The 12,737-nt window shown below is 64.4% G+C and carries 10 protein-coding genes and 1 pseudogene; 4 read left to right on the plus strand and 7 right to left on the minus strand.

Annotation, left to right across the window (positions count from 1 at the left end):
• Nucleotide 1: 1 nt before the first annotated feature.
• Nucleotides 2-568, plus strand: coding sequence for a nucleotidyltransferase family protein (locus IVB32_RS26290; RefSeq protein WP_018460012.1), 567 nt, complete (start codon nucleotides 2-4; stop codon nucleotides 566-568).
• A gap of 6 nt (nucleotides 569-574) precedes the next feature.
• Here the strand turns inward: IVB32_RS26290 and IVB32_RS26295 are convergent, their stop codons facing one another.
• From IVB32_RS26295 to IVB32_RS26305, 3 genes are all read right to left on the minus strand, one after another.
• Nucleotides 575-1,147 carry a PAN domain-containing protein gene (locus tag IVB32_RS26295; protein WP_018460013.1) on the minus strand — a complete coding sequence of 191 codons (573 nt, stop codon included), beginning with the start codon at nucleotides 1,145-1,147 and terminating at the stop codon, nucleotides 575-577.
• A gap of 111 nt (nucleotides 1,148-1,258) precedes the next feature.
• A complete protein-coding gene (locus tag IVB32_RS26300; RefSeq protein ID WP_018460014.1) occupies nucleotides 1,259-2,629 on the minus strand; it encodes a glutamate--cysteine ligase in 1,371 nt (456 codons plus the stop codon).
• 99 nt (nucleotides 2,630-2,728) lie between these two features.
• Nucleotides 2,729-3,223, minus strand: a complete 495-nt coding sequence (locus IVB32_RS26305; RefSeq protein WP_007599417.1) for a MarR family winged helix-turn-helix transcriptional regulator — start codon at nucleotides 3,221-3,223, stop codon at nucleotides 2,729-2,731.
• A 126-nt stretch (nucleotides 3,224-3,349) separates the two neighbouring features.
• Between IVB32_RS26305 and gstA the strand changes: the two genes are divergently transcribed.
• Nucleotides 3,350-3,964 carry a glutathione transferase GstA gene (gstA, locus tag IVB32_RS26310; RefSeq protein WP_018460015.1) on the plus strand — a complete coding sequence of 205 codons (615 nt, stop codon included), beginning with the start codon at nucleotides 3,350-3,352 and terminating at the stop codon, nucleotides 3,962-3,964.
• Nucleotides 3,965-4,035: 71 nt separating this feature from the next.
• Here gstA and IVB32_RS26315 read toward each other — a convergent pair whose 3' ends face one another.
• The 4 genes from IVB32_RS26315 to IVB32_RS26330 are packed head-to-tail and all read right to left on the minus strand — an operon-like array spanning nucleotide 4,036 to nucleotide 9,749.
• Nucleotides 4,036-6,249: an FAD-dependent oxidoreductase gene (locus IVB32_RS26315; protein ID WP_247368768.1), complete on the minus strand. Its 2,214-nt coding sequence runs from the start codon at nucleotides 6,247-6,249 to the stop codon at nucleotides 4,036-4,038.
• Nucleotides 6,250-6,267: 18 nt separating this feature from the next.
• Nucleotides 6,268-7,476, minus strand: coding sequence for an acetyl-CoA C-acetyltransferase (locus IVB32_RS26320; RefSeq protein ID WP_247368766.1), 1,209 nt, complete (start codon nucleotides 7,474-7,476; stop codon nucleotides 6,268-6,270).
• A gap of 57 nt (nucleotides 7,477-7,533) precedes the next feature.
• On the minus strand, nucleotides 7,534-9,324 hold the full coding sequence (locus tag IVB32_RS26325; protein WP_018460018.1) for an acyl-CoA dehydrogenase C-terminal domain-containing protein: 1,791 nt from the start codon (nucleotides 9,322-9,324) through the stop codon (nucleotides 7,534-7,536).
• 38 nt (nucleotides 9,325-9,362) lie between these two features.
• On the minus strand, nucleotides 9,363-9,749 hold the full coding sequence (locus IVB32_RS26330) for a nuclear transport factor 2 family protein (RefSeq protein WP_018460019.1): 387 nt from the start codon (nucleotides 9,747-9,749) through the stop codon (nucleotides 9,363-9,365).
• A gap of 200 nt (nucleotides 9,750-9,949) precedes the next feature.
• Between IVB32_RS26330 and IVB32_RS26335 the strand changes: the two genes are divergently transcribed.
• Complete coding sequence (locus tag IVB32_RS26335; protein ID WP_247368758.1) at nucleotides 9,950-10,540, plus strand: PadR family transcriptional regulator; 591 nt, start codon at nucleotides 9,950-9,952, stop codon at nucleotides 10,538-10,540.
• Between the two features lie 360 nt (nucleotides 10,541-10,900).
• Nucleotides 10,901-12,737: pseudogene (locus tag IVB32_RS26340) on the plus strand (hypothetical protein); the annotation flags it as partial.

A 12,737-nucleotide genomic window follows, 5' to 3' on the forward strand; every position in this document is an offset into this window, starting at 1 on the left:
CATGGATGAGGCCCGCTTCCTCGCGCTGGCGCTAAAGAACCCGATTAACGTCGCGATTCTCGATGAGCTCCACCAGCTCGCGCTGCCCGATGCGTGGCTGGTCTCGGGATGTCTCGTGCAATCGGTTTGGAACGTGCTCACCGGCCGTGCGATCGATTACGGCATTGCCGATTACGACGTCTTCTACTTCGACCCTGACACCTCCTGGGACGCGGAGGACGTCGTGATCCGCAAGCTGCAAGCGCGCCTCGATCATCTCGGCGTCAAGATCGAGACCCGCAACCAGGCACGCGTGCATCTGTGGTACCCGGCCAAGCACGGCCTGCCCTATCCGCCGCTGTCGTGCTCGACTGACGGTATCGACCGTTTCCTCACACAGAACACGCAAGTGGGCGTGCGGCGCTCGGACGACGGTTTCCACGTTTATGCGCCGCACGGCTTCGATGACGTGGCGGGCTTGATTGCACGCCCCAATCCAAGCCCGAATTTCTCCGCAGCGAATTACGCGGTAAAGGCCGCGAGATGGAGGGCGTTGTGGCCCGAGCTTACGGTGATTGCGCCGGAATGATCCGAGCTATCTCACCACGCCCGACGTGAATCCCGCCTTCCGCCGCGGCGGCTTGATCTCCTTTTTCAGGAAACAGCGCGCTTCGCGTCCCGTGTAGCCCGGGCGGGCATAGGTGAAGGCGCGGCATTTGTTGTCGGCGGTGCAGACGGCCTTGCAGGCTTCTTCGCCTTCGCCGTCCTTCATCTCGAAATTGCGCAAATCGCCGCCGGGGCGGTCGATGGAGGTCTCCACGCCTTCGACACGCGGCTCGATCACACCGGCGCCGCGCACGCCGGAGATGCAGCAGCTTCCCGGCACGCGCGCAGGCACCGTGTTCTTCAGCCAGCACACCGCCGAGCCGCCTTCGATGTCAGGATAGTTGAAGCTCCACGAGCGGCAACGGCGGTCGCGCTCGCACAGCAGCGCGCAATCCTCGGGATCGCCCGACGTGACCGGAGAGCTGAAATAATCTCCGCCTGGCCGGTCGAACGCCGTCTGGGCGCGCGCAGGCCAGCTCGCAAACACGAGCGAAAGCAACGCGGCGCAGGCTACGACGCCTGCCAGGACGCTTGCCATGACGGCCAGGCGGCCCTTCCCCATCGGAACAGCTTTCGAGTTATTGACGACGCTCGGGTTTTTCAGCTGGCCATTTGATCGCCGCAAACCTGTACGGGCGATGAACGGCCCGAGTCCGATCGTTTTGCCTTGGGTCTAGAACGCGTATTCCGCGTAGGCCGGTTCCACCGAGCGGTTCCAGGGACCGTTGAACTTGTCGAGCATCTCCTCAGCCGGCGTGCGGCCGGAATCGATAATGCGATCGAGCGGCTCCAGATGCCTGGTCTCGTCGCGGCCAAGCTGGTCGATCCGGCCGCGCCGGCGCAAGCCGGCATGCGCCAGAACGAGGCACTCCTTGGCGATCTCGAACAGATAGCGGTCCTTGATTCGCGACTTGAACCCGAAGCGTGGCACGTCGTCGCGCAGCGCCTGACGCTCATGCGCGGTCCAGTGCTTCACGAGGTCCCAGGCGGCATCCAGCGACACATCGTCGTAGAGCAACCCGGCCCAGAACGCCGATAGCGCCGGCAGACGGCCCCACGGGCCACCGTCGGAGCCGCGCATCTCGAGATAGCGCTTGAGCCGCACCTCCGGGAAAATCGTCGAAAGATGGTTGGCCCAGTCCGACAGCGTCGGGCGTTCCCCGGGCAAATTGTTGTTGCGGCCATCGAAGAAGGCGCGGAACGAGGAGCCCGAGACGTCGATGTAGTCCTCGTCGCGCTTGACGAAATACATGGGCACGTCGAGCGCGTAGTCGACATAGCGCTCGAAGCCCATGCCGTCCTCGAATGCCCACGGCATCATGCCGGCGCGCGCGTTGTCGGTGTCGCGCCAGATCTCGGACCGGAAGGAGAGAAAGCCGTTTGGCTTGCCCTCGGTAAACGGCGAATTGGCGAACAAGGCGGTTGCGGCCGGCTGGAGCGCGAGCGAGACACGCAGCTTCTTGACCATGTCCGCTTCGGAGGAGAAGTCGAGATTGGTCTGTACCGTGCAGGTCCGGTACATCATGTCGAGGCCGTACTGGCCGACCTTCGGCATGTAATTGGTCATGATCTTGTAGCGGCCCTTGGGCATCACCGGGATGTCGGCGCGCGACCAGGACGGCGTCATGCCGAGGCCGAGGAAGCCGATGCCGAGCGGCGTTGCGATCTCGCGCACCTGCGCCAGATGCGCCATCAGCTCACTCTGGGTCTGGTGCACGTTCTCGACGGGGGCACCCGAGAGTTCGAACTGCCCGCCAGGCTCGAGCGAGATCGCGCCGCCGCCAGTGACGTCGTAGAGGCCGATGATGTTGCCCTTCTCCATGATCGGCTCCCAGCCGAGCAGGAGTTTCATGCCTTCGAGCAGCGCGCCGATACCGCGCGCGCCCTCGTAGGGCACCGGACGGTGGCCTTCGAGCGTGAACGGCGTCTTCTCGTGCTCGGTGCCCATGCGGAATTCGGACGGGTCCTTGCAACCAGCCTCGAACCACGCGACGAGTTCGTCGCGCGATTGCAGCGGCGTCATATCGATCTGGTCTCGCGCCATATCAGACTCTAATCAAAAGCGCTTCGATCGAACGCGCGTGGGTGACAGGGATGGTCCGCGCAGCCACCGGCTGCACGGACGAGCTGGTTTGCCGCGCGATCATCGCAACGGCGTGGTTTCGTTGACGTGGGCAGGCGGCAGTTTCATCTCGCCGCACGAGCAGCCCAGACGGTCGAGCAGACCGCTGAGCTTCACGGCATCCGCATCGGACAGCTTCGAACCGACATATTTCTCGATCGCGGCCGAATAGGCGCCCCACATCCGCTTCTGCAATTCGCGGCCGGCTTCCGTGATCTCCACGAACTGGCCGCGCTTGTCGATCTTGCATTCACGCCGCGAGGCGAGGCCTTCGTCGACCAGGCGGTCGATCAGCCGCGATGTCGAATATTGCGGGATCAGCATCTGCCGTTCGAGTTCGACCGGCCGGAGCTCGCCCGAGGGCGCCCGTGACAGTTCGAGCAGCGCGTCATACCATGCGAGCGGCGGGAAGCCGGCCTTCTTCAGGTCCTGCTCGACGCAATTGAGCACACGGCTCTGCACCCGCATCAAGCGGATCCAGGCGGAAGTCGCCTCGGTCGATGGTTTGCGTTTCATGGTCCCGCTCAAGCTCGTCGCCCGTCTCTTACCCTATTCGATGCACCTGCATCAATCTTGACTATTTCAAGCAGATGCATGTAGTCGTTCTTTCGCCTGAACCAAGCAACAAGAGGAGGAAATTCCATGAAATTGTACTATTCGCCCGGTGCGTGCTCGCTGTCCCCCCATATCGCGCTCCTGGAAGCCGGCCTGCCCTATGAACTGGTCAAGGTCGATATTCGGGCCAAGAAGCTCGAAAACGGTGAGGATTATCTGAAGCTGAACCCCAAGGGCCAGGTCCCTGCGCTGGGCCTCGATAGCGGAGAGATCGTGACCGAAGGCCCGGTGATTGTCCAGATGATCGCCGATCAGGCCTCAGCCAAGGCGCTGGCGCCGGCCCACGGCAGCGCCGAGCGCTACAAGCTGCTCGAATGGCTGAACTTCCTCACCTCGGAGGTCCACAAGAGCTTCGGCCCGATGTTCGCGCCGACGCTGAACGACGAGGCCAAGGCCTTCTTCAAGGACCGCGTCATGGGCAAGCTGAAATACATCGACAGCCAGCTCGCCGGCCGCGACTACCTCATGGGCAAGCAGTTCACGGTGGCCGACGGTTATCTCTTCACGATGCTGACCTGGGGCGACCGGATGAAGTTCGACCTCTCGGCGATGCCGAACCTTGCCGCGTACAAGACCCGCGTCGCGGCGCGGCCGCAGGTGCAGGAAGCGATGAAGAAGGAAGGGCTGATCCAGGCTGCCTGAGGCACACATGCGAAAGGCCGGATCGAGAATCCGGCCTTTCGTATTTTTCATCCCGGCTACGGTTCAGAGAATCACGCCGCCGCCTTCTTTGGCGCGAAGCGGCCGTAGAAGGTCTCGCCCTTCGCCGCCATCTCTTCGAGCAATTTCGGCGGGGTGAAGCGCGATCCGTATTTCGCCTCCAGCTTGTGGCAGAGTTCGACGAACTTCTTGGGACCCATGAAGTCGATGTAGGACAGCGTGCCACCGGTGAACGGCGCAAAGCCGAAGCCGAGGATCGAGCCGACATCCGCTTCGCGCGGATCGGTGATGACGTGGTCCTCAACGGTGCGCGCGGCCTCCACCGCCTGCACTACCAGGAAGCGCTGCTTCAACTCCTCGACGTCGAGGGTATCTGGGTCGAGCTGCTTGGGCTGCAGCGCGGACAAGCCGGGCCACAGGCTCTTCTGTCCCTTGCCCTTCTCGGGGTAGTCGTAGAAGCCCTTGCTGTTCTTGCGGCCCAGACGGCCCTGCTTCTCGACCATTTCCACCATCAGCTTCTTCTGATCGGGATTGATGGCGTTGGGGCCGAGATCGGCTTCCGTCGCCTTCATGATCTTGAGCCCGAGGTCGAGCGCGACCTCGTCCGACAGCGAGAGCGGGCCGACCGGCATGCCGGCCATCTTGGCGCAGTTCTCGATCATCGCCGGCGGCACGCCCTCGAGGAACATCTCGTTGCCCTCGGCGACGTAGCGGCCGACGCAGCGATTGGCGAAGAAGCCTCTGGAGTCGTTGACGACGATCGGCGTCTTGCCGATCTGCCGGACGTAGTCGAGCGCGGTCGCGATCGCGAGATCGCCGGTGTTCTTGCCCTGGATGATCTCGACCAGCATCATCTTCTCGACCGGCGAGAAGAAGTGGATGCCGACGAACCTGCCTTGGTCCTTGAAGGATTCCGCCAGCGAGGTGATCGGAAGCGTCGAGGTGTTGGACGCGAAGATCACGTCCGGCTTCATGTGCTCCTGCGCCTTGGCAAAGGTATCAGCCTTGACCTTGCGGTCCTCGAACACGGCCTCGATGACGAGATCGACGTCCTTGAGCGCGGAATAGTCCGCGGTCGCCGTGATGCGCGCGAGCAGCGCTTCTGCGTCGCCGGGCTTGGCGCGGCCCTTCTTGATCTGCTCCTCGATCACCTTTTGCGCATGCGCCTTGCCCTTGTCGGCGCTCTCCTGGTCGCGATCGATCAGGACGACGTCGAGACCGGCACGGGCTGAGACATAGCCGACGCTCGCGCCCATGAAGCCGGCGCCGATCACGGCGATCTTCTTCACCTTGGTCGGCGGCACATCCTTCGGACGGCGCGCGCCCTTGTTGAGCTCCTGCATCGACAGGAACAGGCTGCGGATCATCGCAGCCGCTTCCGTCGAGCGCAGCACCGAGGTGAAGTAGCGCGACTCGACACGGAGCGCGGCGTCGATCGGCAGCTGCAGGCCCTCGTAGACGCAGCTCATGATCGCGCGTGCGGCCGGATAATTGTCGTAGGTCTCGCGGCGATAGATCGCGTTGCCGGCCGGGAACATCATCATGCCGGCCTTGGAGAACACCGGACCGCCCGGCAGCTTGAAGCCCTTCTCGTCCCAGGGCGCAACAGCCTTGCCGCCGCCCTTGATCCAGTCCTTTGCCGCCTTGACGAGGTCGGCGGCGGGAACGATGGCGTGGATCAGATTCAGCGCCTTGGCTTTCTCGATCGTGACCGGATCGCCCTTGAGCAGGATCGTCATCGCGTCCTGCGGCGGCACCAGGCGCGGCACGCGCTGCGTGCCGCCGGCGCCCGGGAACAGGCCGACCTTGACCTCGGGCAGACCGAGGCGGGTCTTGGGATTCTCCGCCGCCACGCGATAGTGGCAGCACAGCGTAATCTCGAAACCGCCGCCGAGCGCGAGGCCGTTGATCGCCGCCGCCCACGGCTTGCCGGAGGTTTCGATCGAGCGCAGCACCTGCGAGAAGCGCCGGCTCTGCTCGAACAGCATCTGGTTCGCGGCCGTCTCGCCCTGCTCCCCAAACACTTTTGCGTAGGCCTGATTCATGCCCTCGAGCATGGAAAGATCGGCACCCGCGCAGAACGCCTCCTTGGCGGAGGTGATGACGACCCCCTTCACCACGGCGTCGGCCGTGGTCGCCTTGACGATCGCGTCGAGCTCGCTGGTCGATGTCTCGTCGAGCACGTTCATCGAACGGCCCGGGATGTCCCAGGTCACGAGCGCGATGCCGTCGGAATCGGTCTCAACCTTGAAGTTCTTGTAAGCCATGCTGGTTGCTCCCTGCCCTTAGACGCGTTCGATGATGGTCGCGGTGCCCATGCCGCCGCCGATGCACAGCGTCACCAGTGCGGTCGCCTTGTTGGTGCGCTCGAGCTCGTCGAGCACCGTCCCGAGGATCATGGCACCGGTCGCGCCGAGCGGATGGCCGAGCGCGATCGCACCGCCATTGACGTTGATCTTGGCGTTGTCGATGTCGAAGGCCTGGATGTAGCGCAGCACAACCGAGGCGAAGGCCTCGTTGAGCTCGAACAGGTCGATGTCCGACTTCTTCATGCCCGAGCGCGCGAACAGCTTTTCGGTGACATCAACCGGACCGGTCAGCATCATCGCGGGCTCCGAGCCGATATTGGCGAATGCGCGGATCCTTGCACGCGGCTTCAGTCCGTACTTGCCGCCGGCTTCCTTGCTGCCGAGCAAAACGGCGCCGGCACCATCGACAATGCCCGACGAATTGCCGGCGTGGTGCACGTAATTGACGCGTTCGATTTCCGGATGCGACTGCACCGCGACGCCATCGAAGCCGCCCATCTGCGCCATCATCGTGAACGCCGGCTGCAGCTGCGCCAGCGACTGCATCGTCGTCGAAGGACGGATATGCTCGTCCTTGGCGAGGATGGTGAGGCCGTTGATGTCCTTCACCGGGACGACCGACTTGTCAAAGCGGCCTTCTTCCCAGGACTTCGCCGCACGCTGCTGGCTCTGCACCGCATAGGCGTCGACGTCGTCACGCGAGAAGCCGTATTTGGTCGCGATCAGATCGGCCGAGACACCCTGCGGCATGAAATAGGCCGGCACTGCCATCGAGGGGTCCATCGGCCAGGCGCCGCCGGAAGCGCCGATGCCGACGCGGCTCATCGATTCGGCGCCGCCGCCGATCACGAGCTCGTGCTGGCCGCTCATCACCTGGGCTGCGGCAAAATTCACGGCATCGAGGCCGGAGGCGCAGAAGCGGCTGATCTGGACGCCCGGCACCGCTTCGCCGAGGCCCGCCTTCAGCGCGGCAAAGCGCGCGATGTCGGAGCCGGCTTCGCCGACCGGATCGACCACGCCGAGAATGACGTCATCGACGGAATCTTCGGGGAGGTTGTTGCGGTCCTTCAGCGCCTTGAGCGGCACGGTCGCGAGCGCGAGCGCGGTGACTTCGTGCAGCGCGCCGTCCGCCTTGCCGCGGCCGCGCGGGGTGCGGACGTGGTCGTAGATGAATGCCTCAGGCATGACGCCCTCCTGATGTGATGATCTTGTGGTCGTGATCCGGTCGCAGCGAAAGCGGCTTCAGAACGCTTCCGCCGGCAGTTCCATGATGGTGGCGCAGCCGGCCTGGATGCGCGCGAGATTGGCGGCGGTCTCCGGCAGCATCCGCTCCATGAAAAAACGGCCGGTGACGAGCTTGGTCGAGAGATAGGGCGTCGCACCGCTCTCGGCAATCTTGGCTTGCGTCACCTTCGCCATCTTCGCCCACATATAGCCGAGCGCGACGAAGCCGAAGAGATTGAGGTAATCGGTTGCGGCGGCACCGGCATTGTCGGGCTTGGCCATCGCGTTCTGCATCAGCCAGGTGGTGGCCTGCTGGAGATGGCCGAGCGAGGCCGAGAGCGGAGTGATGTAGGGCTTCATCGCCTCGTCGCCGCCGTTCTCCTTGGCGAAGGCCATGACCTCGCCGAAGAACGCCATGATGGCGCGGCCGCCGTCGCGCGGCAGCTTGCGGCCGACGAGGTCGAGCGCCTGGATGCCGTTGGCGCCTTCGTAGATCATGGCGATGCGGGCATCGCGCACGAACTGCTCCATGCCCTGCTCGGCGATATAGCCGTGGCCGCCATACATCTGCTGCGCCTGCACCGCGTTGGCGAAGCCGTAATCGGTGAGAAAGCCCTTCAGCACCGGCGTCATCAGGCCCATGTGATCATCGGCGGCCTGGCGGTCCTTGGGATCCTCGGAGCGATGGGCGACGTCGCTCTTCAGCGCGGTCCACATCACGAAGGCGCGCGCGGCCTCGTTGAAGGCGCGGATCGACAGCAGCGTGCGGCGCACGTCGGGATGGACGATGATCGGATCGGCCGGCTTGTCCGGCGCCTTGGCACCGGTGAGCGAACGGCCCTGGATGCGATCCCGCGCATAGGCGACCGCGTTCTGATAGGCCACTTCCGACTGCGCGAGACCCTGCACGGCGACGCCGAGGCGGGCCTCGTTCATCATCACGAACATGCCCTGCATGCCCTTGTTCTCTTCGCCGATCAGCCAGCCGGTGGCGTTGTCGTAGTTCATCACGCAGGTGGAATTGCCGTGAATGCCCATCTTGTGCTCGATCGAGCCGCAGACCACGCCGTTGCGTGCGCCGACCGAACCATCGGCATTGACCAGGAATTTCGGCACCACGAACAGCGACACGCCCTTGATGCCGGCGGGCGCGCCCTCAATGCGGGCAAGCACGAGGTGGATGATGTTGGGCGCGAGGTCATGCTCGCCGGCCGAGATGAAGATCTTGGTGCCCGTGATCTTGAAGCTGCCGTCGGCCTGCCGCACCGCCTTGGTGCGGAGCATGCCGAGATCGGTGCCGCAATGCGGCTCGGTCAGGTTCATGGTGCCGGTCCACTCGCCCGCCACCATCTTCGGCACGTAGGTCTGCTTCTGCTCCGGCGTGCCGTGGACGATCAGCGCCGCGGTCGCGCCCATGGTGAGGCCGCCATACATCGAGAACGCCATGTTGGCGGAGATCTGGAATTCGTTGACCGCCTGGCTCAGCGTCACCGGCAGACCCTGGCCGCCGAACTCGGTTGGTGCCGACAGGCCGAGCCAGCCGCCCTCGGCGACCTGCTTGAACGCCTCCTTGAATCCCGTCGGCGTGGTGACGCTACCGTCATCGGCGCGCTTGCAGCCTTCGAGATCGCCCACGCGATTGAGCGGCTGCAGCACTTCTTCGGCGAGCTTGGCAGCTTCGCCGAGAATGGCTTCGCGCACGTCGCTCGACGCGTCGGAGAAGCCGGCCAGATTGTCGTAGCGGTCGATCTGGAAGACGTCGTTGAGCAGGAAGTTCACGTCTTCGACGGGGGCTTTGTAGATCGGCATGGTGGTCTCCCGGCAGGCCTTGAAGTGACGGTATTGGCTTAGGATTGAGTGGCGGCAAGCTGTTCCGCCATCAGGCGATGCAGCATGTTGATCGCCTTCAGCGGCCGCACCATCACCTTGAAATGCGTGATGCGCCCCTCGCCGTCGAAGCTGATGATGTCGACGCCGTTGATCTCGATGCCGTCGATCATGGTCTTGAATTCGAGCACGGCGCCGCTCTCACTCTTCCATTCACCGACATAGCTGAAGCCGGGACCGCCAAGCACCTTCTCAGCGCTGGCCAGATATTTGAAGGTGATGTCGCGGCCGCGCTGCGGCGCGTGCACGACAGGGCTTTCGAAGACGGCGTCGGGATGGAGCAGGTCCCAGAGCGCTGCCCGGTCATGCGACTTCATGTAGCCGTACCAGGACTCGAGGCCGGTCATTCAGGTGCCTCCCTAAAAGGCTCGGGCAAAAAACGCGAAAACAACCCCATGCACAGTAGCGCGAAGGTTGACTCCATTGGGGTTTTCGGGGCGGTTTTTGCCCTCGTTATCGGGTCGCCTCATATGCACATTGACGCATATGCGCCGATGCGCATAAAGTCAAGCCAATTGGTTAAGATCGACAACAGGAGGACCGGGTCATGGCTTTGGGCGACGCAATCCTCGCTTGCCTGACGGAACGTCCGATGACGGGCTACGAGCTCGCCAAGACATTCGATTCCTCGATCGGCTTCTTCTGGAAGGCCGACCACCAGCAGATCTACCGCGAGCTCTCCAAGCTGCGCGACCGCGGCTACATCCAGGGCCGCGAGGTCGTGCAAACCGGCAAACCCAATAAACTGATCTATACGCTGACTCCGGAGGGCCGAACAGCGCTGCGGCACTGGGCCGCGCGGCCAAGCACGCCCCCTTCCATCAAGGACGATCTCCTGGTGCGGTTGCATGCGCTCGACAGCATCGGCGTCGAGCCCATGCGCACCGACCTGATGGCCCGGCTCGAGCACCACCGCGATCGCCACGAGAACTACGAGCGCATCCTGAAGAAGCGCTTCCCGGAAGGGGCGGCGTCCGGCGTGCTCGACCTCGGTAACCTGCTGCTGCTTCAGCTCGGCGCCCGGCACGAGCAGATGGTGGCCGATTTCTGCGAAGAGGCGCTCGAGGCCCTGTCGGCGATGAGCGCAAGCGGCACCGTGGTGCCGCTGGAGGATGGCAAGCGCGAGGGCAAGGGCTGAGGGGCTGGCCAGACGCCATGACGTGCCGTTGCGTATTATTCCGCTGTCATCGCCCGCCTTGTGCGCAATTGCGCACGGGGGCGGGCGATCCAGTATTCCAGAGGCTGCGCGGCTGGAATCGAGAGGCTGCGGGTACTGGATGCCCCGCTTTCGCGGGGCATGACAGCGGTGGGTGTCGCACCCCGCCGCCCAACTTTAAGACACCGTCAACGGGTTCCTTAACCCGTTATTTACCGTAACAGACAAAAGTCGGTTTTCGAGGCAGACGACCCGCGCCAAATCCGATTGTCTTTGCAACCGGCACGCGAGGGAAGACTGGAGGCGCCGGATGGGGCGCCGGAGTCGGAACCGGACAGAGTCATGAATTCGCGCGTATCGTGGAGTGTTGACGGCATCGATCCATCCGTCCGGGAGCGGGCCGAAGCTGCTGCGCGTCGCGCCGGCATGTCACTCAACGATTGGCTGAACTCCACGCTCGGCGAGACCGCCCCGCCAAACTTTCGCGGACTTTACGACCAGCGTCCGCAAGCCCAGAACGTCCCGAGCCAGGTACCGACTCAAGTACCGAGCCAGGAAAGCCGCGAAGTTGCCGACATCCACCAGCGGCTCGACGCCATCACCCAGCAGATCGAGCGGATTTCAAAGCCCGCGCCGCGGCAAGATTCTTCGCGACAAGATACTCCGCGACAAGACGTTTCGCGCGAGCAGGGCGTTGCGCGCCAGCTCAACGACGCGATCTCGCGGCTCGATGCAAGGCTGTCGCAAATCTCAAAGCCGCAGCAGGCTCCGGCACCACGACAGGCCCCCGTTGAAACGCGCCAGCGCCAGGCCGATGCGGTCGAGCGCGCGGCAGCACAGGTCTATCGCAACTCACCGCCCCTGAGCCCCGCTTCGTTCGACGTCGCGGTGGCCGAGATCACCGCACGGCAGAGCGAGCTCGACGGCTTTACGCCCAGGCAGATGCCGCCGCGCGCCGCGCCGCCGATCGCGCCCGCGGCAGCTCCTTACGCGCCCCCGATGGCGCCGCCCGCGCCTGCCTATGCTCCGCCGCCACCCCAGCCGGGGCCGGATTTCTCTGCGCTTGAGCGCCATCTGCTCAAGATCACGAGCCAGATCGAATCGCTGCAGCGCCCTGACAATACCGAGCAGGCGATCAACACGTTCCGCAGCGAGCTTGCGGAGATCCGCAACGCCATCACCGAGGCGATGCCGCGCCGCGCGATCGAATCGATCGAGAACGAGATCCGCTCGCTGCATCGGCGCATCGACGAGACCCGCTCCAACGGCACCGACGGTCAGGTCCTGTCCGGCATCGAGCACGCGCTGTCCGAGATCAAGCAGGTGCTCCGCACGCTGACGCCGGCCGAGCAGCTCACCGGCTATGACGAGGCGATCCGCAATCTCGGCGCCAAGCTCGATCTGATCCTGCGCGCCAATGACGATCCGTCGACGGTCCGCCAGCTCGAAGGCGCGATCTCGGCGCTGCGTGGCATCGTCTCCAACGTTGCCTCCAACGAAGCGCTGGCACGGCTCTCGGACGACGTGCAGCTGCTGTCGTCCAAGGTCGACCAGGTCACCCGTGCGTCCGGCCAAGGCGACAGTTTTGCGGTGCTGGAACAGCGCATCGCGGCGCTCACCGCCGCTCTGGAAACGCGCGAGCGCCCTCAACCATCCGAGAGCAGCGAGCAGCTCGAAAGCGCGATCCGCGCCCTGTCTGACCGTTTCGATCGCATGCAGGTCGGCAACGACTCGGCTTCGACCTTCGCTCATCTTGAACAGCGGGTCTCGTATCTGCTGGAGCGGCTCGAGGCCGCCTCCGATCCGCGCAACGGCAATTTCAGCCGCGTCGAGGACGGGCTGCACGACATCCTGCGCCACCTGGAGCGGCAGCAGGCGACCTATTCCGCGCTGGCCGAGAGCCGCAACTCCGCGCCGCCCGCCGATTCCGGCATGGTCGATCTCGTCAAGCGCGAGCTCTCCGACATCCGCTTCAGCCAGGCCGAGACCAACCGGACCACCCAGGATTCGCTGGAGGCCGTCCACAACGCCCTTGGCCACGTCGTCGATCGTCTCTCGATGATCGAGGGCGATCTTCGCAATGTGCGCACCGCGCCGCCCGCCCCTGCGGCGCAGCCGATGCCGATGCCGATGGCCGCTCCCATGGCGCCCGCGCCGATGGCGCACGAGCCGCGGCCGC

Origin of the sequence: Bradyrhizobium sp. 23, assembly GCF_023073295.1 — a bacterium.
GTDB classification, from domain to species: Bacteria; Pseudomonadota; Alphaproteobacteria; order Rhizobiales; family Xanthobacteraceae; genus Bradyrhizobium; species Bradyrhizobium canariense_D.

Coding starts and splice junctions, on each gene's coding strand:
- IVB32_RS26290 (WP_018460012.1), top strand. CDS start 2: ATGGATGAGGCCCGCTTCCTCGCGCTGGCGCTAAAGAACCCGATTAAC.
- IVB32_RS26295 (WP_018460013.1), bottom strand. CDS start 1,147: ATGGGGAAGGGCCGCCTGGCCGTCATGGCAAGCGTCCTGGCAGGCGTC.
- IVB32_RS26300 (WP_018460014.1), bottom strand. CDS start 2,629: ATGGCGCGAGACCAGATCGATATGACGCCGCTGCAATCGCGCGACGAA.
- IVB32_RS26305 (WP_007599417.1), bottom strand. CDS start 3,223: ATGAAACGCAAACCATCGACCGAGGCGACTTCCGCCTGGATCCGCTTG.
- gstA (WP_018460015.1), top strand. CDS start 3,350: ATGAAATTGTACTATTCGCCCGGTGCGTGCTCGCTGTCCCCCCATATC.
- IVB32_RS26315 (WP_247368768.1), bottom strand. CDS start 6,249: ATGGCTTACAAGAACTTCAAGGTTGAGACCGATTCCGACGGCATCGCG.
- IVB32_RS26320 (WP_247368766.1), bottom strand. CDS start 7,476: ATGCCTGAGGCATTCATCTACGACCACGTCCGCACCCCGCGCGGCCGC.
- IVB32_RS26325 (WP_018460018.1), bottom strand. CDS start 9,324: ATGCCGATCTACAAAGCCCCCGTCGAAGACGTGAACTTCCTGCTCAAC.
- IVB32_RS26330 (WP_018460019.1), bottom strand. CDS start 9,749: ATGACCGGCCTCGAGTCCTGGTACGGCTACATGAAGTCGCATGACCGG.
- IVB32_RS26335 (WP_247368758.1), top strand. CDS start 9,950: ATGGCTTTGGGCGACGCAATCCTCGCTTGCCTGACGGAACGTCCGATG.